25 protein-coding genes, 1 tRNA gene, 1 riboswitch and 1 other annotated feature are annotated in these 21,705 nt (G+C 56.0%); of the genes, 12 read left to right on the forward strand and 14 right to left on the reverse strand.

Features of this window, described 5'->3' with window-relative positions; all coding sequences use genetic code 11:
* Positions 1-34: 34 nt before the first annotated feature.
* Positions 35-850 (reverse strand): 16S rRNA methyltransferase, encoded by an 816-nt coding sequence (locus H5T67_07145; protein MBC7245096.1) that lies wholly within the window; start codon positions 848-850, stop codon positions 35-37.
* Positions 847-1,959, reverse strand: a complete 1,113-nt coding sequence (tgt, locus tag H5T67_07150; protein MBC7245097.1) for a tRNA guanosine(34) transglycosylase Tgt — start codon at positions 1,957-1,959, stop codon at positions 847-849. Before tgt ends, H5T67_07145 begins: the two co-directional genes overlap by 4 nt.
* Before the next feature lie 342 nt (positions 1,960-2,301).
* A riboswitch (molybdenum cofactor riboswitch) is annotated at positions 2,302-2,412 on the forward strand.
* 74 nt (positions 2,413-2,486) lie between these two features.
* On the opposite strand from tgt, the gene H5T67_07155 reads away from it, so the two are divergent.
* Genes H5T67_07155 through H5T67_07170 form a run of 4 tightly spaced genes read left to right on the forward strand, consistent with a single transcriptional unit; the run spans position 2,487 to position 6,165 of the window.
* Positions 2,487-4,250 carry an aldehyde ferredoxin oxidoreductase gene (locus H5T67_07155; GenBank protein MBC7245098.1) on the forward strand — a complete coding sequence of 588 codons (1,764 nt, stop codon included), beginning with the start codon at positions 2,487-2,489 and terminating at the stop codon, positions 4,248-4,250.
* Between the two features lie 60 nt (positions 4,251-4,310).
* Complete coding sequence (locus tag H5T67_07160) at positions 4,311-5,498, forward strand: tungsten cofactor oxidoreductase radical SAM maturase (protein ID MBC7245099.1); 1,188 nt, start codon at positions 4,311-4,313, stop codon at positions 5,496-5,498.
* A 45-nt stretch (positions 5,499-5,543) separates the two neighbouring features.
* A complete protein-coding gene (locus tag H5T67_07165; GenBank protein MBC7245100.1) occupies positions 5,544-5,783 on the forward strand; it encodes a MoaD/ThiS family protein in 240 nt (79 codons plus the stop codon).
* Between the two features lie 25 nt (positions 5,784-5,808).
* Positions 5,809-6,165, forward strand: coding sequence for a MoaD/ThiS family protein (locus H5T67_07170; protein MBC7245101.1), 357 nt, complete (start codon positions 5,809-5,811; stop codon positions 6,163-6,165).
* 306 nt (positions 6,166-6,471) lie between these two features.
* Here H5T67_07170 and H5T67_07175 read toward each other — a convergent pair whose 3' ends face one another.
* The 3 genes from H5T67_07175 to H5T67_07185 form a co-directional block, all read right to left on the reverse strand.
* Entirely contained in the window at positions 6,472-6,903 is a 432-nt protein-coding gene (locus tag H5T67_07175; GenBank protein MBC7245102.1) for a GNAT family N-acetyltransferase, read from the reverse strand.
* An 89-nt stretch (positions 6,904-6,992) separates the two neighbouring features.
* On the reverse strand, positions 6,993-7,661 hold the full coding sequence (locus H5T67_07180) for a TdeIII family type II restriction endonuclease (protein ID MBC7245103.1): 669 nt from the start codon (positions 7,659-7,661) through the stop codon (positions 6,993-6,995).
* Positions 7,662-7,728: 67 nt separating this feature from the next.
* On the reverse strand, positions 7,729-8,889 hold the full coding sequence (locus H5T67_07185; protein MBC7245104.1) for a class I SAM-dependent methyltransferase: 1,161 nt from the start codon (positions 8,887-8,889) through the stop codon (positions 7,729-7,731).
* A gap of 508 nt (positions 8,890-9,397) precedes the next feature.
* Between H5T67_07185 and H5T67_07190 the strand changes: the two genes are divergently transcribed.
* The 8 genes from H5T67_07190 to H5T67_07225 all read left to right on the forward strand — a co-directional run bounded on the left by H5T67_07190 (position 9,398) and on the right by H5T67_07225 (position 17,508).
* The gene (locus H5T67_07190) at positions 9,398-10,600 is read left to right on the forward strand and encodes a hypothetical protein (protein ID MBC7245105.1); all 1,203 of its coding nucleotides are present in this window, start codon (positions 9,398-9,400) and stop codon (positions 10,598-10,600) included.
* Positions 10,597-11,628 (forward strand): anthranilate phosphoribosyltransferase, encoded by a 1,032-nt coding sequence (gene trpD, locus H5T67_07195; protein MBC7245106.1) that lies wholly within the window; start codon positions 10,597-10,599, stop codon positions 11,626-11,628. The genes H5T67_07190 and trpD overlap by 4 nt, the downstream gene beginning before the upstream one ends.
* A 200-nt stretch (positions 11,629-11,828) precedes the next feature.
* Positions 11,829-12,233 carry a four helix bundle protein gene (locus H5T67_07200; protein ID MBC7245107.1) on the forward strand — a complete coding sequence of 135 codons (405 nt, stop codon included), beginning with the start codon at positions 11,829-11,831 and terminating at the stop codon, positions 12,231-12,233.
* A gap of 54 nt (positions 12,234-12,287) precedes the next feature.
* Positions 12,288-12,935, forward strand: a complete 648-nt coding sequence (locus H5T67_07205) for a CDP-alcohol phosphatidyltransferase family protein (protein ID MBC7245108.1) — start codon at positions 12,288-12,290, stop codon at positions 12,933-12,935.
* A gap of 38 nt (positions 12,936-12,973) precedes the next feature.
* The gene (locus tag H5T67_07210) at positions 12,974-14,251 is read left to right on the forward strand and encodes a hypothetical protein (GenBank protein ID MBC7245109.1); all 1,278 of its coding nucleotides are present in this window, start codon (positions 12,974-12,976) and stop codon (positions 14,249-14,251) included.
* A gap of 250 nt (positions 14,252-14,501) precedes the next feature.
* On the forward strand, positions 14,502-15,095 hold the full coding sequence (locus tag H5T67_07215) for a GNAT family N-acetyltransferase (GenBank protein MBC7245110.1): 594 nt from the start codon (positions 14,502-14,504) through the stop codon (positions 15,093-15,095).
* Positions 15,096-15,140: 45 nt separating this feature from the next.
* On the forward strand, positions 15,141-15,926 hold the full coding sequence (locus tag H5T67_07220) for a patatin-like phospholipase family protein (GenBank protein MBC7245111.1): 786 nt from the start codon (positions 15,141-15,143) through the stop codon (positions 15,924-15,926).
* The gene (locus H5T67_07225; GenBank protein MBC7245112.1) at positions 15,916-17,508 is read left to right on the forward strand and encodes an amidohydrolase; all 1,593 of its coding nucleotides are present in this window, start codon (positions 15,916-15,918) and stop codon (positions 17,506-17,508) included. The genes H5T67_07220 and H5T67_07225 overlap by 11 nt, the downstream gene beginning before the upstream one ends.
* Before the next feature lie 47 nt (positions 17,509-17,555).
* Here H5T67_07225 and rplL read toward each other — a convergent pair whose 3' ends face one another.
* From rplL to H5T67_07270, 9 genes are all read right to left on the reverse strand, one after another.
* Complete coding sequence (gene rplL, locus H5T67_07230; GenBank protein MBC7245113.1) at positions 17,556-17,945, reverse strand: 50S ribosomal protein L7/L12; 390 nt, start codon at positions 17,943-17,945, stop codon at positions 17,556-17,558.
* A gap of 88 nt (positions 17,946-18,033) precedes the next feature.
* Positions 18,034-18,567, reverse strand: coding sequence for a 50S ribosomal protein L10 (locus tag H5T67_07235; GenBank protein ID MBC7245114.1), 534 nt, complete (start codon positions 18,565-18,567; stop codon positions 18,034-18,036).
* A 13-nt stretch (positions 18,568-18,580) separates the two neighbouring features.
* Positions 18,581-18,716: a sequence feature (ribosomal protein L10 leader region), on the reverse strand.
* 70 nt (positions 18,717-18,786) lie between these two features.
* Positions 18,787-19,500, reverse strand: a complete 714-nt coding sequence (gene rplA, locus H5T67_07240) for a 50S ribosomal protein L1 (protein MBC7245115.1) — start codon at positions 19,498-19,500, stop codon at positions 18,787-18,789.
* A gap of 140 nt (positions 19,501-19,640) precedes the next feature.
* Complete coding sequence (gene rplK / locus H5T67_07245; protein ID MBC7245116.1) at positions 19,641-20,066, reverse strand: 50S ribosomal protein L11; 426 nt, start codon at positions 20,064-20,066, stop codon at positions 19,641-19,643.
* Positions 20,067-20,135: 69 nt separating this feature from the next.
* Positions 20,136-20,762 carry a transcription termination/antitermination protein NusG gene (nusG, locus tag H5T67_07250; protein MBC7245117.1) on the reverse strand — a complete coding sequence of 209 codons (627 nt, stop codon included), beginning with the start codon at positions 20,760-20,762 and terminating at the stop codon, positions 20,136-20,138.
* 193 nt (positions 20,763-20,955) lie between these two features.
* Positions 20,956-21,171 carry a preprotein translocase subunit SecE gene (gene secE / locus H5T67_07255; protein ID MBC7245118.1) on the reverse strand — a complete coding sequence of 72 codons (216 nt, stop codon included), beginning with the start codon at positions 21,169-21,171 and terminating at the stop codon, positions 20,956-20,958.
* A gap of 102 nt (positions 21,172-21,273) precedes the next feature.
* Positions 21,274-21,350 (reverse strand) — tRNA-Trp (locus H5T67_07260).
* Positions 21,351-21,377: 27 nt separating this feature from the next.
* Positions 21,378-21,542: a 50S ribosomal protein L33 gene (rpmG, locus tag H5T67_07265; protein MBC7245119.1), complete on the reverse strand. Its 165-nt coding sequence runs from the start codon at positions 21,540-21,542 to the stop codon at positions 21,378-21,380.
* A gap of 67 nt (positions 21,543-21,609) precedes the next feature.
* Positions 21,610-21,705 (reverse strand): hypothetical protein (locus tag H5T67_07270; protein MBC7245120.1); only part of this gene is annotated, 96 nt, incomplete at its 5' end.

Consider the following 21,705-nt stretch of genomic DNA (forward strand, 5'->3'; position numbering starts at 1 on the left):
GTAGTGCCTCAGGTGTTTTTGTCCAGACAACTTTTTAACGCTTGTGCACCAAGAAGGCCAATTCCGTGGCGAATGCAAATCTCTGCACTGACCAAGGTCTGCCTGCTATTAATTCCCAGAACCTTTCCTCATAATTCTGCACCATTCCCTTTTCCCTTCCGCCAAGGCTGCGCACTGGGAATGAGATCAGCAGGTAATTGGACTGTACTGCATCCAGAAGCCTCACACTGGCCGATTTGTCCAGTTGTTCCAGACAAGGCAGGCTTTTTAAGATGAGGGCGAGATCAGCTTGCTCCACAGGGGGAGAATGGGCGATGTCGCAGGCATATGCTTGACCCCGCACTCCTATAATCACCAGGAACTCGTTCAGAAAAGCCGCGAGGTCCGTGTACATGTCATAGGCATAGTATTGGATGTCCTCGCTAAAGTCCATCCATGGTATTGCCAGTGGATTGAGCCCACAGGCAATATCGAGCACAACACGGATAGGAGGGAGGCCAGAGAGAGTACGCGCATAGAACTCATCGAGGATGCTCAGGCGCTCTCTGGTGGAGGAGTGATGCCCCATGATGTTCGTGCATACGCGGCGCAAAGCGGCGCCGTCCGCCCTTTCCGCTGCCTCTTTCAGTTCATCCAGCCAGCGTACATAGCGAGTGCCGGCGTCAAAGTACGCTCCACCAACCTGATGCAGCTTGTTCTTGGTGGCTTTCAATGCTTCCTTCCAGTTTCGCCGCATCACCAGTTCTCGTGAGGCGATGTTGCGAATCACGTCTGGGCACACATTGCGGTATTTGGGACTGAGCAGGACAGCCTGCACAACGCTGTCCAGCGCATTCGCATCGTGTCTCATCCCATGTTCATCTCTCTCAGGCGTGCCATGAGCTGCATCACAAAGCGCAGGTTGTGCATCGTGGCCAATCTATGGAACAAACTGTCATTCACTTTGAACAAATGGTGCAAATAAGCACGGGAGTAGTGGGAGCAGCAGAGGCAATCGCAGTAGGGGGAAATGGGCTGGTTAGCCTTCATGTTCTTCGCGTCCTGGATATACAGATGCGTGTACCAATCGTCTGCTAGCGTGCTGGATTTTGGCTCGCTGGTGAACAGATATAGCCGGCCATGTCGCGCATCCTTAGTGGGCATGGTGCTGTCAAACAGGTTATAGCCTATCCTGGCGCAGGTTACGATGTTGGCTGGCTGGCCCACGCCCAGGGCGTGCATCGGGAAGTTGGCTGGGATCAGTTCGCGGGTATATGCGATGATTTCTTCCAGCAAGTTGCCTGCGCTGTCCAGTGGCCATCCACCCAGCCCGAATCCGTCGAATCCTATTGCGAGCAACTCTTCGGCGCAGCGCTTGCGCAGATCGCGGTAGCCACCGCCTTGGACGACGGCAAAAAGGAGCGGACGCGCTCCCTTCTCCAAGCCTCGTAGTTCCATCTGGCGCTCGAACTCCGCTTTGCACCGTTTGGCCCACTTGATTGTTCTTTCCACCGATGCTTGCTGTATGGACAAGGGCTGATTCACATCCGTGCAATCGTCGAGGCAGATGACGAGGTCAGCACCATAGTCTACCTGTAGTTGGATGCTCTTCTCGGGCGTGAGGTAAAAGCGGCGCGAGGCTCCCTCTGGACGGAAGAGCATGCCGCGTTCGGTTAGGCTGCCATACTTGGGGTTTTGGTGGATGAGCGAATAAACCTGAAAACCACCCGAATCTGTGACGATGGGCTTTGGCCAGCCGAACATGTTGTGCAATCCGCCCAGTGCTTTGATCGTGGAGGAGCCCGGCCTTTGCATCAGGTGGAAGACATTCATTTGGAGCGCTTGCACCCCACATTGCAGCAAGTCGTTAGCATCCAATGAACGGACTACACCATGCGTGGCATCTGGCAGGAAGACAGGCAACTGCAATTGCCCCCGCGGCAACTCCAAAACGCTTGTCCCCTTGTAATTGTTCTTCATGCCACAGTGCCTTTTGCTCATGTTGAATTGCTATCCCCGTAGCAAGATTATTGATGAAAGCGCAGCGCCTCGGTGCTCTGAATGGAGATACCATACGCCAAGCAGAATGAAGAGGTGCAGCATGGATAAGTATATCATAGGTTACGATATGCACAAACATTGCTCCCGTCTGCGCTATTCTGAACCTAGCCGATCAGCAACTGGGGCAACACCGTATCCAGCATGTTCTTGGGGCGATGCAGCGTTTTCCAAGATCCTTCACGTCGTTGAGCATGACCAAGGGGACTTTTTCAACACCCTCACCCTCTGTTTTGACTTTTGTATAGAATTGGCTATGATAATTGTATCAAAGTCCTCCGACCCATTTTCTCCCCCTGGGAGGGATGGGCGATAGGGTGTGGGGAGCAATCCCGGCGCCTGCCGTGTTTGCAAAGGAGGCAACAGTAGCCACTTGCGGCGACTGTTGCCTTTTGTCTTAAAATAGGCAGATGTTTCTGCCTCAAAAATCTCAAAGAGGAGGAAAGAGCATGTGGATTCTAAGGTTGAACATGAATGACCGCACCTATCGTCTGGACGAAGTCCCGCAGGCTTACCAACACCTTGGTGGCCGCGGCATGACTTCTACCATCGTACACGACGAAGTCCCTCCATTGTGTCACCCTCTAGGCCCCAACAACAAACTCGTTTTTGCTCCTGGTATTGTAACCGGTACCGCCGCTCCAACCTCGGCACGCATCTCTGCCGGTGGCAAATCGCCGCTCACCGGCGGCATCAAGGAGACCAATGCCGGCTCCTCATGGGCACCAGCCTTGGCGCGCATGGGCATCAAAGCGCTGGTGGTGGAAGGACAGCCTAAGGAGAAGGGCAAGTACTGGATGGCCCATCTGACCTGGGATGCCGACGCGGGCAAGCCCAAGGTAGAGTTCCTGCCCGCCGATGAGTACACAGGCAAAGGGCTCTACGAGGTCTTCCCGCAGTTGTACGAGCGCTTTGGTCCGAAGGCGTCCATTGCCGGCTGCGGCGTGGCGGGCGAGTATGGCTGTGCTGGCGCTGGCGTCGTCTTCAATGACCTGGCGAAGCGTCCTAGCCGCTATGCGGGACGCGGTGGCCTGGGCGCGGTGATGGGCAGCAAGGGGCTCAAGTTCATCGTCGCTGATGATACAGGCGCTCCTGGCGTGAATATTGTGGACAAGGCATTGTTCGATCAGGGTCGCGCCAAGCTGACCGATGCGCTGCGCGAGCATGCCATCACCAAGCCCAAGGGTGGACTGAACACCTATGGCACTGCCATCCTGATCAACATTCTGAACGAAGCTGGCGGCTTGCCCACGCGCAACTTCTCCAGCGGGCGCTTTGAGGGTGCTGCCAAGATCGCGGGCGAAGCGCTCTTCGAGGGGAACAAGCAGCGCCTGGGCAAGGAACTCTACAACCATGCCTGCAGCCCTGGCTGCATCATCCAGTGCTCCAACACCTGGCACAAGCCAGATGGCACAGAGCACGTTTCCTGCCAGGAGTATGAATCCATCTGGGCCTTTGGTGCCAACTGCGGTATTGACAGCCTGGACGATACCGGCGAACTGATCCGCCTCTGCAACGACTATGGCTTGGACACCATCGAGATGGGCGGAACCATTGCCGTGGCCATGGAGGCAGGATTGGCAGAGTTTGGCGATGGGAAACGCGCTATTGAACTGATGCATGAGATCGGCAAGGGCACGCCTCTGGGACGCGTGCTGGGCAACGGCGCCGTAACGACGGGCAAGGTGTTCGGTGTAACGCGTGTGCCCGCGGTCAAGGGACAGAACATGCCCGCTTACGAGCCGCGCGCCGTCAAGGGCATTGGCATCACCTACGCCACCAGCACCATGGGCGCTGACCATACCTCCGGCTATACCATCGCCCCCGAGATCCTGAGCGTCGGCGGCAAGGCAGACCCGCTCAGCCCAGAGGGCAAGGCAGCGCTGAGCCGCGCCTTCCAGGCCACCACCGCCTTCATTGACTCCACCGGGCACTGCCTGTTCATCGCCTTTGCCATCTTGGACATCGCCAGCGGCTTCGAGGGCATGATGGAGGAGTGCAACGGCGTGCTGGGCACCAACTGGAAGTCGGAGGATGCGGCCAAACTCGGCGCGGAGATCCTGAAGAAGGAGCGCGCCTTCAACGAAGCGGCAGGCATCGGCAAAGAAGCAGACCGCATGCCTGAGTTCATGAAGTACGAACCGCTGCCGCCGCACAACCAAGTCTTTGATGTGCCCGACAGCGCTCTCGATTCTGTCTTCGGCGAAATGTAATCTCTGGTCAGACCTTTGGGGTCTGTAGAGACCCCAAAGGTCTTTCTCAAAGGACGTGACATGCCCAAGGTAAAAGCAGATAGCAAGGGTTGCCTCGTCCTGCCCGACGAATTCCTGAAGCAGCGCCACTTCCCTGCTGATATGGAATACTGGCTGGACGAACGCGAAGGCGACCTGATTCTTCATGCTTGCTTGCCAGACGTGCGCAAGCTCTATATCGAACCCACTACAGGATGCAATCTCCATTGCCGCACCTGCATCCGCAACGTCTGGGGAGACCCAGAAGCAGATATGAGCATGGACACGTTCAGGTGCATCCTTAAAAGCATGACAGAACTGCCTAACTTGACCCGTGTTGTGTTCACCGGCTTTGGCGAGCCGCTCATCCATCCCCATATCCTGGAAATGATCCAAGTTGTGCGCGAACGCAACGTAGCAGTGACGATTGGTTCCAATGGTCTTCTTCTCGACAAGGCGATGTCCCGTGAACTAGTGCGCCTGGGTGTGGATCGCCTGGTGGTATCGGTGGATGGCGTGAAGCCAGAGACTTATGCTGACGTGCGCGGGGCAATGCTTTCCCAGGTCTTGGAAAATATCCGCGCTCTGAACGAAGAAAAGACGCGGCTTGGCTCGTTGATGCCAACCTTGGGCATTGAATTTGTTGTCCTGAAGAGCAATGTGGCAGAATTGCCTGACCTGGCAGGGCTGGCATCGCGGCTCCATGCAGCCCGTGTCCTAGTCACCAATGTCCTGCCTTACACTGAAGAAATGCGTGATCAGATGCTGTATGGCTATGAACCGCAACCGCCGCTTGACAGCGGGGGTTGGTTGCTCCGCGCTGGGGACTGGTTGATGTGGGGGACCATTGCATTGCCCCGCATGTACTGGGGTGCAGAACGGCGCTGCCGCTTCGTTGGAGACCGTGCGCTGGTGGTGGGATGGGATGGCGGCGTCTCTCCCTGCTATGCCCTCTCGCACAACTACAGTTATATTGCCATTGACGGCAGAAAGAAAGAGGTCAGTCGCTACGTGCTAGGCAATGTCAATGGACAATCGCTGGCTGAAATTTGGATGTCTGAGGAATATGTGCGCTTTCGCAGTGAAGTGCGCACTTTCCATTTCCCCTCTTGCCCTGACTGCGACCTACGCGAGACCTGCGACCTGCGCGAACGCAATGAAGGCTGCTGGGGCTGGAATCCCTCCTGTGCGGATTGCCTCTGGGCGCAAGATATTGTAAAATGCCCTTAATCATAGAGAAACCAGGTTTCTGATGAACGAGGACCGATCATGACCATGCGCGTGCGGGTGAAATTGTATGCCGCTCTAAGCCAACACAGAACTGATGTGACACCGGGACATCCTTTCGAGGTGGAGCTAGCAGATGAGGCTACGATAGCCGATCTGGTGAGCCGTCTGAGCCTGCCGCCAGAGGAAGTGAGGGTGGCTTTCGTGAACGGGCGTGCCCGTCCGATGGATTGGACCCTTCAGCACGGCGATGAGGTAGGCATTTTTCCGCCAGTGGGGGGAGGATAACCTGACTGTGAATGCACACGATATCATGGTAGATGTATGGCTCTACGGCGCCCTGGCACGCTACGGCGGCGATGCCAATCAGGGCAGTTTCGCCCATCTGGAGGTGCGTCTCCCTGCTGGGAGCACCATGTCCGACCTGCTGGCGCGCCTGGGGATGCCCACCGAAGAACGGGGTATTACCTTCATCAGCGGGCAGTTGAGCGCCATGCCCGGCTTGCAGCCGGATCTCGGACACGTACTGCACGATGGTGACCGCGTTGGCTTGTTCGACCTCAAGAGTATGTGGCCCTTCCAATACCGCCATGGCGCCATGATGACCGCGGAGATGGCGGCAGCCATGGCGGCGGAGAAGGATCACGGCTTGCACCACACGTACGAGTAGAAGCGAACCTCGTATTCGCCCCCCTTTTGTGCTTTCTCTGCTCGGCGCGGGCCACAGCCCACGCCCAACCTCTCCTGCAGCGCAGGAGAGGGGTTGAGAGTGGGGCATGCCCCTCATCCCCTGCCTTCTCCTGCAGCCAAAGCGACGCCTTCAGGAGAAGGGGCTCCCTACCTAGCCCGCCGAGAGCGCAGACGGTCTATAGACTCTAAAGGTCTCCCAGTTCTTTAGAGTCTATACAACCGTCCACGCTGGAGATGTGTTGAAGAAGAAACCAGGTTTCTGCCAGAAACCTGGTTCTGGTGTTTATCAGCGGAGCGACTTGGCAAAGGTCAAAGCGGTCTTGACCGGTTGGAAGCCCTCCCGCCGATAGAAGGCATGAGCGCGCTCGCGCACAATGTTGGTGCGCACGTAGATGGCTGCGCAGCCGTTCTCCACCGCCCACGCTTCGGCAACTCGCAGCAATGCTCGTCCAATTCCCTGTCCGCGCCATTTTTCGTCCACGACAAGCGCGGCGATCTCGGCGGCATGGTCCATCAGGAACGGGAAGTACACGCCGACCTGGACAAACCCCATCACCTGCCCCTCAACCACAGCCACGAACACACGGCAGCCCAAAGATGGCAGAGCGGCCAGACGATGCACTATCTGGTCGGGTTGCGACGGATAGCCCAACTGCGTGGCCAGATCGGCCAGCACCTCAGCGTCGTTTGCATTCGCTTCTCGGATCGCGATGGACATTTCCCCCTCCATTTTCACGGCGGCATGGGAGCCGCCCCTGCAAGGCGAGGTGTTTGGTCTATACGGTATGCGAAGCCAATATACGGAGACTACTTGTGGTAAAGAGTAGTACGCTTTCTTACCTGAGCAATAATGGCAAGCAATTGCTCATACGTGCTTTCACCACCGATTGTGTCCCAAAACTCCTTACCGATTAGGACTTCCTTGTCCATGTCCATAATATGAGCCGTAAATGGGTGGTGATACTGTTCACGGGTAAGGAAAGGATTATATGGGAAGGCCAGATATGCCTGAGGGTTTTGGTCAGCATGCAAAGCAACAAAAGTCAAAATCTTTTTCTTGGATTCAGCGGCTATATCCAAATTGGGTAATGGACTCTTGATCTCTGCAAAGAAAGGTCCGTTTGTGAAATCCTCGATGAACAAGTCAGCCTTGACAACAACTTCGCGAGGGATGCCACCTTGAGCCTGAAGTATCTCCTGCACTTCTTTGCTGTGATCTGGGTGACGCTGTCTGTTGCGCAATTCGGTTACAATTCGCTCGATGGTGTCAGCAACGGCTCCATCCATTGTGGCACGAAACTCGTGTTCCAGGTAAACCCTCTGGTAACGTTCTTCTGCAATGAGGCGGGCTAGTTTGGGATACAGACTCTGTCCCAGGCTGGTAACAATAGAGCGCTGTCGCTTAAATGCGATAATGGCTTCGTCACGAAAGAATAATGAAAAGGGTATGCTTTTTGCAGATCCTCGATGCTGTATTCAACTTGGGTCAGCTTGGTAATGAATTGTTCTAGGAAGTCTGCGACCTTCTGCTCTGTCTCACGGTTCACGTTGTCCGCCTCCATATGAGGATGGATTCATAGAAATCATTATTGCGTCTGCCAGTTCTTCGATTCACATGGCGCTCTAATCGTTCTTCTAGCGTGAAGCCGAGTTGCTGAGGAAGAGCCTCGTAGAGACCATAACGGTCATTCACGATCACGACTACAATGGCATCGGATGTCAAACTTTGCCGTAGATTGGCGAATACATCAGCGATCTGTTCAATGTATTCCTTCTGGGCCTTTTGGGAACTACCTTTAGAGGCAGGGCCAATTTCCTTCTCGGCACGCCATGGTAAATTAAGCAACTCATATGCATAGCGATGCTGCTCATGATAATCAATAATGCCTACGTATGGGGGGGAGGTAATAACAAGATCAATGCCTTGAGGGAAAGTAATCTCTCTGGCATCTCCACATATCACCTGCACAGAGGCATCCTTACGGATGCTACTAAACGCTTGAATGCGTTTTAACGTGTCAATGCTATAGCGCTTGAGAAACTCGAGAGCGTCATCTGTTGGTTGGCAAATACGGTGATGCTTAAAGCAATAATAGGGTTCTGTCTGGGGCTTCTTAGGCCAATCCAGTTCGTAATGAGGTACCAGGCGCGCTGATCGGGCTGCCCGCGACAAAATCACTCGTAACACATCTTGATAAAAGTACCGAGGTATAAGGGAGCGATAATAGAGCAGTTGGTAAAGAGCACGCGGGTGATACCATGCTCGTAAGTAGTCGTTTTCCGTTTCAAATTGGAGTGTGTTATCCGCGAACAAGCCGCCACGCAACTGGAGGTCTATCTTGGTCAAGATGTCTCTGATCTCGCGCTCTAATAAAGACAGATCATAGTCAGCAGTTTTCACGCGGGTAAGAAGGCAATTGAATTCGGAGATATCGCAGCCTACAGAGTCAACTCCAAGCGCAATTGATTCTACCAATGTGGTCCCTGAGCCGCAGAATGGATCGCAAACCAGTTTTGGACGATACTTGCGTAAAAAGATCTCGGCTAGTTGTGGAATGAACTTGCCAAGGTATGGATGAAGTCGATGAACGTGCTTGGTCCGCTCGCGTTCGGGCAAGTCTCGTTCACGCCAATTCAAATTAAGTGAACCGAGCGGGGTATCTGGTGTGATAGATGTAAAATCTATAAATGGTGATGCATACACCGGATTTTCAGTCAATGCCTCGGCTCTCCTTATGGTGGTTCCATCTGGTTTCCCAACTTCGAGAAGAATATTTGCTGATAGATGAACTACGTATAAGTAAGCTCGGCTCCACGAATCTCTGATTATCCATTATACGGAATTTCTCTATGTAAACAAAATCTGTTCTTTCTGCTTTGCTCCCATGCCCAGGACCTAGTGGCATAGGAGCCGCCCCTGCAGTGTGTAGAGATACCGTTTACATTATACAGATTCCATCCTGCTGCACAAAGCTATACGCCTTCGTGTCATTCTGAGCGCAGCGAAGAATCTGCGCTGAGGAGTGAGAAGTAATGAGTGACGAGTGATGCGTTCGTGAGTTTCTGGGAGAGATGCGCTCTGTCGGCGGATTTCTGGAACGGATTGAACGGATTGGCGTGCATTTTGCCAGGCAGGGGCAACCCCCCACAGCGGTTGACAATACCCAGAGGGTGCGCTAAAATGGCGAGGGACTGCGAGAGGAGGGGCGCCGATGGCAACAAATTGGAACGAACTTGGCGAGGGGTTGTGGAAGACGTTGAGCCAGTTGGATGATGTGGAAGCAGCGCAGGCAGAGGTGGAAAAGGAACTTCGTCTAGCCTTGATTGGCGCGGCAGGCAGTGGCAAGACTGCCTTGGCCTGCGCATTGGCAGACAAGCCGGGCGAGGGGGGCCTGCCTGCAGAACTGGAACCGTATTTCGCCGAGCACCGCCTGCCCCTTTCTGTAGAAGACATCGCGGATTTAGAATCGGCTACTCTGCTTATCCTCCTGCTCGATGCTACCAAAGGCAACTATGCCCAGGAAGTGGCAGCGGCAGAGTATCTTTCCTATCTGGGGCGTCCGTTGCTGGTATGCTATAACAAGATGGATCAGGTGCCGGTGGAAACGCGCATGATCCGCGGACAGGCTCGCTGGCGAGGCGTGGAGATCATGCCCTTGATCGCAACCCAGACGGAGACCGTCAGGGAATTACTTGTGCCGGCGGTGCTGGAAGTGCTGCCCGAATATGCGCTCTTCCTGGCACGGCACTTGCCTCTCTTCCGCAGCACTGTAGCGGATAGACTTATCGAACGCACCGCACGGGTCAATGCAACGTACGTTTCAGCTGCTGGTCTGGCAGAGAGCATGCCGTTTGTGCGCATGCCGCTTCGATCTAGGGATGTCGAGACGGTCAACGCCAACCAGGCCTTGATGGCTTATCGCCTGGGGTTGGTATATGGGTTGCCGCTCGATTGGCATCGTGATGTCTCGGCTTTGCGTTCTGCGCTAGATATCGGTCGAATGTGGCAGCAGCTCGCCCGGCAGATTGTGGGTATGATCCCGCTTTGGGGATTGGAGTCGAAGGTGAGGCTGGCCTATGGCGGAACCATGCTCACGGCGCGGACGCTCCAAACCTGGTATGAAACCCGGGAAGCGCCGTCACCAGCAGCCGTGCGGGAACTTTGTCATGAACTGGCACGTCAGTCACAGGGGGTGAGCCGTGACTTGGTCGCCAGGGCGCGCGAGGCATTGCCGGCTCCGCGAGTCAGGGCAGTGCGTCCCACTCCTAAGTTGCGCTTGCCCAGGCGACCACGCAAGCGCACCTGTGCTGCCTGTGGTCGAGCGAATCCGGCTGATGCAGTCTTCTGTGCCTACTGCGGCCAGGAACTGGAAGCGATGCAAGATAAAACTGAAGCACAGGAGGGAGGAAAATGAGCGAGATCGTACGAGAAGCGATTGCCAAACTGGTGGAAAAACAATCGCTGAGCGCTGAGCAGGCCGAAGCAGCCATGAATGAGATCATCATGGGGCAAGCCACTCCTGCGCAGGTAGCAGCTTTCTTGACTGCTCTGCGCATGAAAGGTGAGACGGTCGAAGAACTGGTGGGTTGTGCGCGAGCGATGCGCAAGGGCATCACGCCAGTCTATCCGAGACGCCAAGATTTGGTGGATATCTGCGGCACTGGCGATGACCGGGCAGGCACTTTCAATATCTCCACGACCGCCGCATTGGTGGCAGCCGGCGCCGGGCTGGCTATCGCCAAACATGGGAATCGCTCCGTGTCCAGCCAGTGTGGAAGTGCGGACTTGTTGGAAGCGATGGGCGTGAACCTGGCGCTGACGCCACAGCAAATGGCTCGATGCATTGATGAAGTAGGCATTGGCTTCCTCTTTGCCCCTTTGCTGCAGCCCGGTCTGGATGCGGTCCTTGCCACAGTGCGTGAACTGGGAGCACGAACCGTGCTCAATATCGTGGATCCATTGATCAATCCAGCTGGTGCCTCGGTACAGGTGGTGGGAGTATATGCAGGTCTCCTGACCGAACCGGTAGCGTATACCCAGCGTGCATTGGGCATCCGCCAGTCATTCGTCGTCTACGGGGCAGATGGCATGGACGAACTCTCCACTACCGGAGTGAACAAGGTGAGCCGACTGGACGAAGACGGCATGATCTCGACCTTTTTCCTCGATCCCGTGGATTTGGGCTTGCCCCGAGCGCGGCTTTCGGATGTCAGGGGAGGCACGCCCGAAGTCAATGTGCACATCACTCAGGAGGTGCTGGCGGGCAAGAAGGGAGCAGCACGCGACATCGTCCTGCTCAATGTAGCAGCCACATTGGTCTTGGGCGGAGCAGTGCGCAACCTGCGCGAGGGCGTGGCACGGGCTGCGGAGGCGATTGATTCCGGTGCTGCTGCGTGCAAACTGCAGGAACTGATCGAGTTCACGCAGAAGGTAGTGCGTTAGTCGGGTAGTCTGTTGGTTGAGTAGTCTGCTAGTCGAGTAGTTGGGTAGTCGTTGGTTGGGTAGTCACTGGGCGAGTGATAGTTAGTCGAGTCGGTAGGATGCAATGTGGCTAGGCTTCCAACTAAGTACTACTTGACTAAAGCACTACCCGACCATCCGACTAACAGACTATCCAACTAACGAACTAAAAGGAGAACTGAGTGCGCATCCAGAGTTTTGAGGACATACAAAGCTGGCAAGTAGCACGGGAACTGACAAAGATGGTCTATGCAGCCTCGGGCCAGGGTCGCTTTGCTCGTGATACACGGCTCGTATCACAGATTCAAGCTGCCGCCGTCTCCGTCATGAGCAACATCGCCGAGGGATTTGACTCAGGCTCTGATGCAGCGTTTATCCGCTTCTTGTGCTATGCTAGGCGCTCCGCCTCAGAGGTGCAATCGCAACTGTACGTAGCAAAAGATGCTGGATATATGGATGACCGAACCTTTCAGAGCTTGTACGACAAAGCCACCGATGTCAAGAAACTCATCAACGCCTTCATTCGCTACTTGCGTAAGCAAGAGAGCGAAAACAAAGCCAACAACCAACAGACGAATGACCAATAGACCAATGACTAATGACTAATGACTAATGACTAATGACTAATAGACCAATGCCCAATGACTAACCGACTAGCGGACTACCCAACGAAAGCCGATTCATACTCGGTTGTAGAGAGGCGCTTTGTCGCGCCGGTGCGCGAGTTCTTGCTCTGGCTATATGGTCCTGTAGTGCGCTTGCTGGCTGCGATGGACGTATCGCCGCATGTGATTTCCTTAGCAGGTCCTGTGCTTGGACTGTGCTTTATCCATACCGTGCGCCATCACCCTCGGCTCAGTTTCTTCATCTGGTTGTCTTCGATGATGACGGACAGCGTAGATGGCGCCCTGGCGCGCTATACCGGACGCGCTTCGGACTTTGGCGCGCTGCTGGATCAGTTCGCCGACCACACACGCGAGACGTTGATTGTGGTGGGGCTCACAGCATCTGGGGCACTATCTCCTTTGTGGGGCAGTTTGTACCCCTTTGTCTATACCGCCTTGAACGTGGTGCTGTTCCTGGGCAATTATTACGGCGCACCCGCCCCGGTGGCGATCAAGAGCTGGATGGTGCTGTATCCGGCGATTCTGCTTTATCTGCTCTGGGGGCACAATTACCTGGACGTGGCGACCGCGCTTTCCATCGCTTTCATGACCGCCACTATCCTCCATGGCATATTGCTGCTGTCGCGGAGGATGGATGGTGGCATCCTTCGGAGTGTGAGATAGGAGAGTGGGGGACCATGCCTATCCGCAGGAAAAGAGTTTTGGCTGAGTATAGAGCAGCCTTTCTAGCATTGGGCCTAAGTGTGGTGCTGCTAGTTGCAGCAGCATGTACTCCATCAGCGCCACAGGGGCGCACCCCTTCGCTGATCCCGACGCTGCCAGCTCCATCCGCTACCCCAATCAGGACAAGAACTCCCCAACTGCCCACGCTGACGGCCACGCTTGTCTTGCAGGAAGCAACAGCTACCGCAACACTGCGTCCTCCCACAGTAACGCCAACGGCAACGTCACAGCCAGCCGTTGTAACCCCAACGCTCCCACTCACGCTAACCCAGGTGCCCTGGCCCGAACTTACCGTGCCCTATGTGAAGAGCCTGGTCGTAACGCCAGATGAACCGCCCGTCTATTACCTAGTGGTGGGCAATGCCTTGTACCGCAGCGCAGACCGTGGAGCGACCTGGAGCGCCGAACCGCTGCCGGGTATTCCTGCAGAGGCAGGGGTGACCTGCGTGGCGGTGGACTACCGCCATCCCCAGACGATGTATCTGGCGACGAGTCACGGACTCTACCGCCGCGAGGCTGACCATGAGCCCTGGGTTTTGGTGAACACCATGCGCGTTACTGCCCTGGCGGTGGATTTCCTCAATTCGGATGTGCTGTGGGCGGGCATCCCTTGGGATACGGCGATGCAGGCAGTGATTGTGAAAAGCAGCGATCGCGGATGCACCTGGGGCAAAGCGGATTACGGCGTGGGTATTGGCGATGGCAATGCCTGGGTGGGGGCAATCCTCATTCATCCCAATAACCCCAACATCATCTGGGCTCACGTGCGTCCGAGCACCAGGCATGACTGGCCACGGGGTTATGTGTATCGTGGGGGGCGTGATGGGACTTGGGAGCGCTTGCCGCTGGGCGAGTTTGATTTTGTCTACAGTCCCGATCCATTTGGCGCAGAAAACCAGGACATCTGCTTCGTCAGTGGCCTGGCGTATGACCCCAACCTGAACGCTTTGTACGCAGGCTGCGACATCAGTTACTACAATGGCGAGGAGCGTACCTATCGCCTTCTGCGTTCGCTCAATGCCGACGCGCCTCGCTCGGAGGAGGTGCGTTGGGAGGTGGTGGCGGTGCTGGGCAAAAGCGCCGGCCTTGCCATGAATGCCGTGCGTCCCTTGGCAGTGGATGCCCGGGAGCCCAAGTCCCTGTTTGTTTTCCTGGATGTAACCGAGGAGGTGGGAAAACCCAAGTTCAAGCTGCTGGTCAGCCATGACGATGGGCAGCATTGGGAGGAGATGGCCCTGCGGGGTTTATCGCAATAAGATGCAACGCCGTTTGTACTGAGCGTTTTAGCGCTCATAGCTGTGAAAGGTTGCTCCGAATTGCGCTAATAATGCCAGGGGGTTGGAAATCCCTGGCATAATAGGGACGAGCCCCTGAAGGGGCTTCTCGGATTCAGCCAGGAAGTTCATTTCCTGGCAAAAACTTGTTTGCAGTGAGCGCTTTAGCGCTCATGAATGCCAGGAAATTCATCCTCTGGCTCCTAGACTTCTTGCAGAAAGGAGTAAAGGCATGAAGTGTCACTATGATGACCAGATTGCAGTGTATCGCTGTGCGCGAACGGGAGAGTACGTGTGCCTGGAGCACGCCCGCTTGGATGTGGTGTCCATCAGCACGCGGGTGCAATTGCCACCCTTACCCGTGCGCGCGGCACAGCCAGAAGACTGTGCCACGATCAAAGAGATGGCTCTGATGTATTGGGGCGAGACGGAAGTAGCGTGTTTCGATCGTACCTATGACATCTTGACTTTGCCCGCTTTGCTTGCCTGCGACGATGGCAAAGTAGCCGGGATGCTTTCCTACGCCCTGGAAGAGGATCGCTTGGTCATCGTCATGCTCAACGTGCACCCGGAGTACCAGGGCAAGCGCACGGCGCGCTCCTTGCTGGCCGTAGCGGAGCGGGAAGCGCGTGCTCGTGGCCTGTCGCGCTTGGTTGTTGCCACCAGCAATGATGACTTGCCCGCGCTGTACCTGTATCAGCGCTGGGGCTTTGTCATCAGCGAGGTGAAGCCAGGCGCGATTCTCGCCCACCACGGGCGAGAGGAGCGCGGCTTTGCCAACATTCCCGTGCGGGATGAAATACGTTTGGAGAGGAAGTTTGCGTAAAACGTATTGCATAAAAAACGGAACACGTGAAAGGAGGCGTCCTTCTTGAAACGAGTTGGACTGGCATTGAGTGGCGGTGGGGCACTGGGCGCAGCGCATATCGGCGTGCTCGAGGTACTCGAAGTCGCCGGCATCCGTCCATCCTGTGTCTCTGGTGCCAGCGCCGGCGCGGCGGTGGGCGTGGTGTACTGTGCCGGCATGCCCCTTACGCGCATCAAGGAAATTGCTCTGGACATGCGCTGGAGCAAACTGGGCAAGGTCGTGCGGCCCAGGACCGGCTTTTTCGATGGCAGCCGCATGGAGGAGTACCTCATTGAACTCATCGGCGACCGCACCTTCGAGGAGCTAGAGACTCCCTTGGCAGTCGCCGCGGCAGACATCTTACGCGATGAGCTGGTCATCTTGCGCACAGGCAGACTGGCACCGGCCGTGCGCGCCAGTTGTGCTGTCCCAGGCGTGTTCACCGCTGTCGAATACGAAGGCAGGCTACTGGTGGATGGCGGCCTTATCAACAACTTGCCGGTCTCGGCAGTGCGCGAAATGGGTGCTGACTATGTCATTGCAGTGGACCTGTCGTTCTCGTCGGCTTTGGAGCGGAAACGTCCCTCTACCCTGATGGAGATGTGGTTCCTCAGCCTGGCCACGCTATTCAACAATACGCACCGCGAAGCAAATCTGGCCGATGTGGTGATTTGCCCCGATGTGGCTGAGTTCAACTGGGTTGACCTATCGAATATCCCGCTGCTAATCGAGCGTGGACGGCAGGCAGCAGAAGAGGCGCTGCCACGTATCCTACAAGACTTGCGTGAGGAGGACAAAATTGGAAGCTGATTGCATCCTGTTCAATGGACGCGTGTACACCATGGATAACAAGTTGCCCTTGGCCGAAGCGGTGGCCGTACGCAACGGGCGCATTCTAGCGGTTGGAGATAACGCTACAATCCGCGCCTTGGCCGGGGCAGATACGGAGCAGTTGGATGTGCAGGGGCGTACAGTGCTGCCAGGCTTCACTGATGCGCATATCCACCTCGTCCACTACGGGCTCAGCCTGGCTCAGGTGCCACTCGATGGCGTTCCCTCGCTCTCGGAAGCCGTGGCGCGCGTTGCGGAACGTGCGCAAAAAGCCAAGCCAGGGGAGTGGATCCGGGGCTGGGGGTGGAACCGCAATTTGTGGCCTGGTGCGGCTTTCCCTACCAAATGGGATCTAGACCCCGTGACGCCGCACAATCCGGTTTACCTGTACAGCAAAGACGGGCACTCCGCCTGGGTCAATTCACTGGCGCTGCAGCTTGCGGGGATCACGATGGATACCCCCGACCCGCCTGGCGCACAACTGGAGCGTGATGCACAGACTGGCGAGCCCACGGGCTTGCTCAAAGAAGATGCAGCGATGAAGATGGTCGAACGCGTCGCTGGGCAGGTCAGCCTGTCCGAGAAGGTGACGGCAGTGCGCACAGCGGTGGAACAGTTGCATCGTTTTGGCCTGGTCGGGGTACACGTACCGGAAGAGCCGCATGACTTGAGTGCGGTGCAGGAGGTGTGGCTCAAAGGGGAACTGGACCTGCGTGTGAACATGATGATTCCCGCTGAGCATCTGGACGATGCCCTGCGGCTTGGGTTGCGTTCCGGCTTTGGGGACGAGTTCTTGCGCTTGTGCGCCGTCAAAGCCTTTGCCGATGGTTCCCTGGGCACGCGCAGTGCGGACATGTTCGCACCCTATGAAGGCGAGCCCAACAACTGTGGCATCGAGGTCACCAGCAGCGCACAACTAAGCAAGTTGGTTGCTGCCTGCACGAAGGGTGGCTGGAACATCGCCATCCATGCCATTGGCGATCGTGCCAATTGCCGCGCACTGGATGCGCTGGAGGAGCATTGGCAGGATTGGTCGCGGCTTGGGCTGCGCCCACGTATTGAGCATGTGCAATTGATTTCTCCGCAGGATTTGCCGCGCTTGGGTGCGATGGGGGTCATTGCCTCGATGCAGCCCATCCACTGTACATCTGACATGATCATGGCCGACCGCTACTGGGGGGCGCGCTGCTCCAGTGCCTATGCCTGGCGCAGTTTGCTAGAAACTGGGGCGGTGTTGGCTTTCGGCTCGGATGCGCCAGTCGAGACACCGAATGTGTTGAGCGGTATCTTTGCCGCGGTAACGCGCCAGCGCGAAGATGGCACGCTGCCTGGCGGTTGGTATCCCGAACAGTGCCTGACTGTGCCCGAAGCAGTCTATGCATACACGATGGGGACAGCCTATGCCTCTGGCGAAGAGCGCATCAAAGGTTCGCTGAGCGTGGGCAAGTTGGCCGACATGGTGGTGCTTTCGCAGGACATCTTTGATGTGCCGGCGCAAGAACTACTGCACACCCGCGTGGAAATGACCATCTTGGCGGGCGAAGTAGTATACCGTGCATAAAGAGAGGAACCAGGTTTCTCGCAGAAACCTGGTTCCTCTGTCGCGCATTATTTGATTTCGACGACCGCGCCGGCTTCTTCCAACTTGGCTTTGGCCGCTTGAGCCTCTTCCTTGCTGACGCCCTTCTTGACGCTGCTCGGTGCGCTCTCCACCAAGTCCTTCGATTCCTTCAGACCCAGGTTGGTCAGTTCGCGCACGACCTTGATGACCTTGATCTTCTCTGGACCGATTTCCTTGAGGATGACTTCGAACTCTGTCTGTTCCTCAGCAGCGGCGGGAGCAGCAGCCGCGGGAGCGGCGGTTGGTGCAACAGCAGCGGCAGCAACAACCGGCGCAGCGGCGGTCACGCCCCAGCGCTCTTCCAGTGCCTTCTTCAGCTCGACCAATTCGAGCACGCTCAATTTCTCGATGGCTTCGATAATCTCTTGTGTTTTCACTGTCCTTTACCTCCTAGTTGTTAACCTAAACAAATGCATGGATAGAACATCCACATCATCATCGCTTTTTCCTCACATCGCCTGCCCTCTATGCGGACGCTTGCCCCAACTGCTCAGCGCGCGCATCGAGGACATAGACCAGTCCGCGCAGCACGCTATCGAGCAGCCCAATCAATCCGGTCAGAGGCGACTGCAGGCCACCCAATGCTTCGGCGCGCAGCACGGCGGGTTCTGGCAGCGTCAGGAGCGTCTTAATGTCCTCGGGCGACAGGATATGCTCGCCCATTAGGCCGCCTTTCACCTTGAGCACTTCTGTATCCTGGGCAAAATCCATAATCGTGCGCAGCGGTTGATGAAAGTCCGCAAAGCAAAAGCCCAGGGCAGTTGGCCCCTGCAACAGTTCCTCTGGCTGAGGCAGTCCGAGTTCTGCCAGGATCTTCGTGATCAAGGTGTTCTTGGCCACGAGGAATTTGCTGTCGAACGGGCGCAACTTTTTGCGCAGTTCGTGCATTTGGCTCGCAGTCAGGCCGCGATAGTCGGAAAGAAGCACTACCGTGCTTCGTGCGAACATCTCCTTTAGTTCTGCCATGGTTTGTTGTTTCTTCTCTTTAGTTACGGGCAATTGATTCCACCTCCTTTACATAAAAAGAGTCTTTATGCCTAACCGACACAAAGACTCACAGAAATACTGTTTGCTTTGCCTCGGCAGGCAATTGAGATCATTAAGCGCAAATGCGCACCTGCTGTCTTTGGCTGCACTCGCTATGCAATTTTGCTGTTCAAATGCGGTCAGCCCCGCCGTCCTTGTTGTGTGCCAGCGGGAGCGTCCGCTAGAGCCAGGCTATACGGATTTCAGAGCCAAAGCCTGGTTGATGTCCACCTTGACCCCCGGCCCCATCGTGGAAGTCAGGGTGATTCTCTTGATGTACTGCCCTTTGGCTGTGCTGGGCTTGGCACGCACGATGGCTTCCATCAGGGCAGTGAGATTGCTCAGCAACTGTTCTTTGCTGAAACTCACTTTGCCAATGGGCACATGGATATTGCCCGTCTTGTCCAGGCGGTATTCAACGCGCCCCTGGCGCGCTTCACTGATCGCACGAGGCAGGTCTTCCGGTGCGACCACCGTGCCCGTCTTCGGGTTCGGCATCAGCCCTCTCGGCCCCAATACCTTTCCCAGCCGCCCGACCTTGCCCATCATTTGCGGCGTGGCCATGGCTACATCGAACTCTAGCCACCCTTCCTGAATGCGCTTGATCAGGTCATCGCTGCCCACATAGTCGGCCCCGGCTTCCTCCGCGATCTTTGCTGCCTCTCCCTCGGCAAAGACGAGGATGCGTACGGTTTTGCCCAAGCCGCTTGGCAATAGCACCGAGCCACGTATCTGTTCCTCAGCTTTGCGAGGATCCAGGTTCATGCGCAGGTGCAAGTCCACGCTGCTGTCGAAATTGGTGAACGAGGTCTTTTTGACCAGTTCAATCGCCTCTTCTGGCGAGTACGTTTTATTGCGATCAACGAGTTTCAGTGCTTCTAGATACTTCTTACTGTGCTTTGTCATCTCTTCCTCCTTGTGGTTTTGGCGGGCTTTTGCCCTCCCACCTCATGCGGTAGCGTGTGAGCGGCCTCTGTGGAGTAGCAGCCTGGGCTCCCACGCCCAAGGCCAGCCACCTCCGGCCAGGAGATGAACTCTCCGGCCGATCAATCCACGATATCAATGCCCATGCTGCGGGCGGTGCCTTCGATGATTTTCATCGCCCCCTCCAGGTCAACGGCATTGAGGTCCTGCATCTTCAACGCGGCGATCTCTCTGATTTGCTGCCGCGTGACCTTGCCCACCTTGACCCGATTCGGTTCTGCAGAGCCTTTCTCCACACCGGCTGCTTTCTTCAATAGGTCATAGGCGGGGGGCGTTTTGGTCACGAAAGTGAACGAACGGTCGGTATAGATCGTGATTTCCACAGGGATAACCGTCCCGGCCATGTTCGCCGTTCGAGCGTTATATTCTTTGCAGAAAGCCATGATATTGACCCCGTGCTGACCCAATGCCGGGCCAACTGGCGGGGCGGGGTTGGCTTTGCCTGCCTCAATTTGCAGTTTGACGATTGCTTTGACTTGCTTACCCACAAATCCTCCTCGTACTGAAACTATGCACGGTCGCGAAGGCAACCACTGCCTTGCGATGCCATAGTTCGCTTACTGTTTCTGTACCTGCAAGAAGTCGAGTTCAATAGGGGTCTCCCGTCCGAAGAAGGAGACCAACACACGCACTTTGCCCTTCTCCAGGTTCAACTCCTCGACCGTGCCCACGAAATCTGCAAACGGGCCGTCAACGATGCGCACGGTCTGGCCCTCGCGAAAGCTGACCTTGATCTTTGGCGCTTCCAGCTCCATGCGTTTGAGAATCTTGGCCACTTCCTCTGGGCGCAGCGGGGTTGGCTGAGAGCCCGAACTGACAAAGCCCGTCACGCCAGGCGTGTTGCGCACCACGTACCAGGATTCTTCATCCATGATCATTTGTACGAGGACATAGCCAGGGAAGATGCGTTTCTTAGCCCTGTGGCGATGACCCTCTTTGATCTCGATCTCTTCTTCCGTGGGGACGACCACCTGGAAGATTTTGTGCTGCATGTTCATGGATTCGATGCGCTTCTCCAGATTCTTCTTGACCTTGTTCTCGTAGCCGGAGTAGCTATGCACCGCATACCAGGCCCGTCCATCGGAGGGCTCTTTTTCAGCAGGGGGTCTAGCCGTCGCTTCGGCGGCGTGTGCCTCCTGCAGCGATGGTTGTGCCGCCTCGCCAACTGGCTCGGGCACAGCCATTTCTGCCTCCGCAGCAGCCGCTTCTTCCCCCAATGGTTGCGCCGCCTCGCCAACTGGCTCGGGCACAGCCATTTCTGCTGCAGAGATGGCTTCCTCAGCTGCCATTTCTACGTCTGTGCGTGGCGCGATAGCCTCTGCTATTTTCTTCTCTGTTTCACCCAATATGGTTTGCGTTTTTTTCCTTGCCATATTCTTACAGACCGGTTCCCAGATTGATGATCAAGCGCATGAGCCAGGAGAAGGCATAGTCAACAAGCGCCATGAAAATGCTCATGACTACCAGCACCGCGATGACGATGGCGCTCAGCCGCAACACTTCCGAGCGGGAAGGCCAGGTCACTTTGCGGATCTCAGCCCGAACCTCCTTCAAATATTTGACTATGCGATTATTGCTAAGGGTAATGGCCATTCTTTGCTCCCATCCCTATACCTGACATTTCAAGACACCGTACCGTAAGGGAGAATTCCCTGCAAATCGCATCCCTCGATACGGTGTCTTGAACGAATCTTCTGGCAGGCCAGGCAGGACTTGAACCCGCAACCTGCGGTTTTGGAGACCGCTGCTCTGCCAACTTGAGCTACTGGCCTATCATCCCAGCCGAAGCGATCGCGGCGCTATTTCGCCTCACGATGCACGGTATGCTTTTTGCAGCGGGGGCAATACTTCTTCAGCTCAATGCGCCCCGGATCGTTCTTGCGGTTCTTACTGCTGGTGTAATTCCTCTCCTTGCACTCTGTACATGCCAAGGTGATGATGATGCGATTCTCTTTTTTTGCCATGGTTGCTCCTGTTGACGAGTAATGAGCGACGAGTGCTTCTCACTCCTCACTCATTACCCATCACTTCCTACCCCAGAATCTTGGTGACCACACCAGCACCAACGGTGCGCCCACCCTCGCGGATGGCAAAGTGTGATCCCGCTTCCAATGCCACAGGCACGAT

This window comes from Chloroflexota bacterium, from assembly GCA_014360905.1.
In the GTDB taxonomy this organism is placed as follows: domain Bacteria; phylum Chloroflexota; class Anaerolineae; order UBA2200; family UBA2200; genus JACIWX01.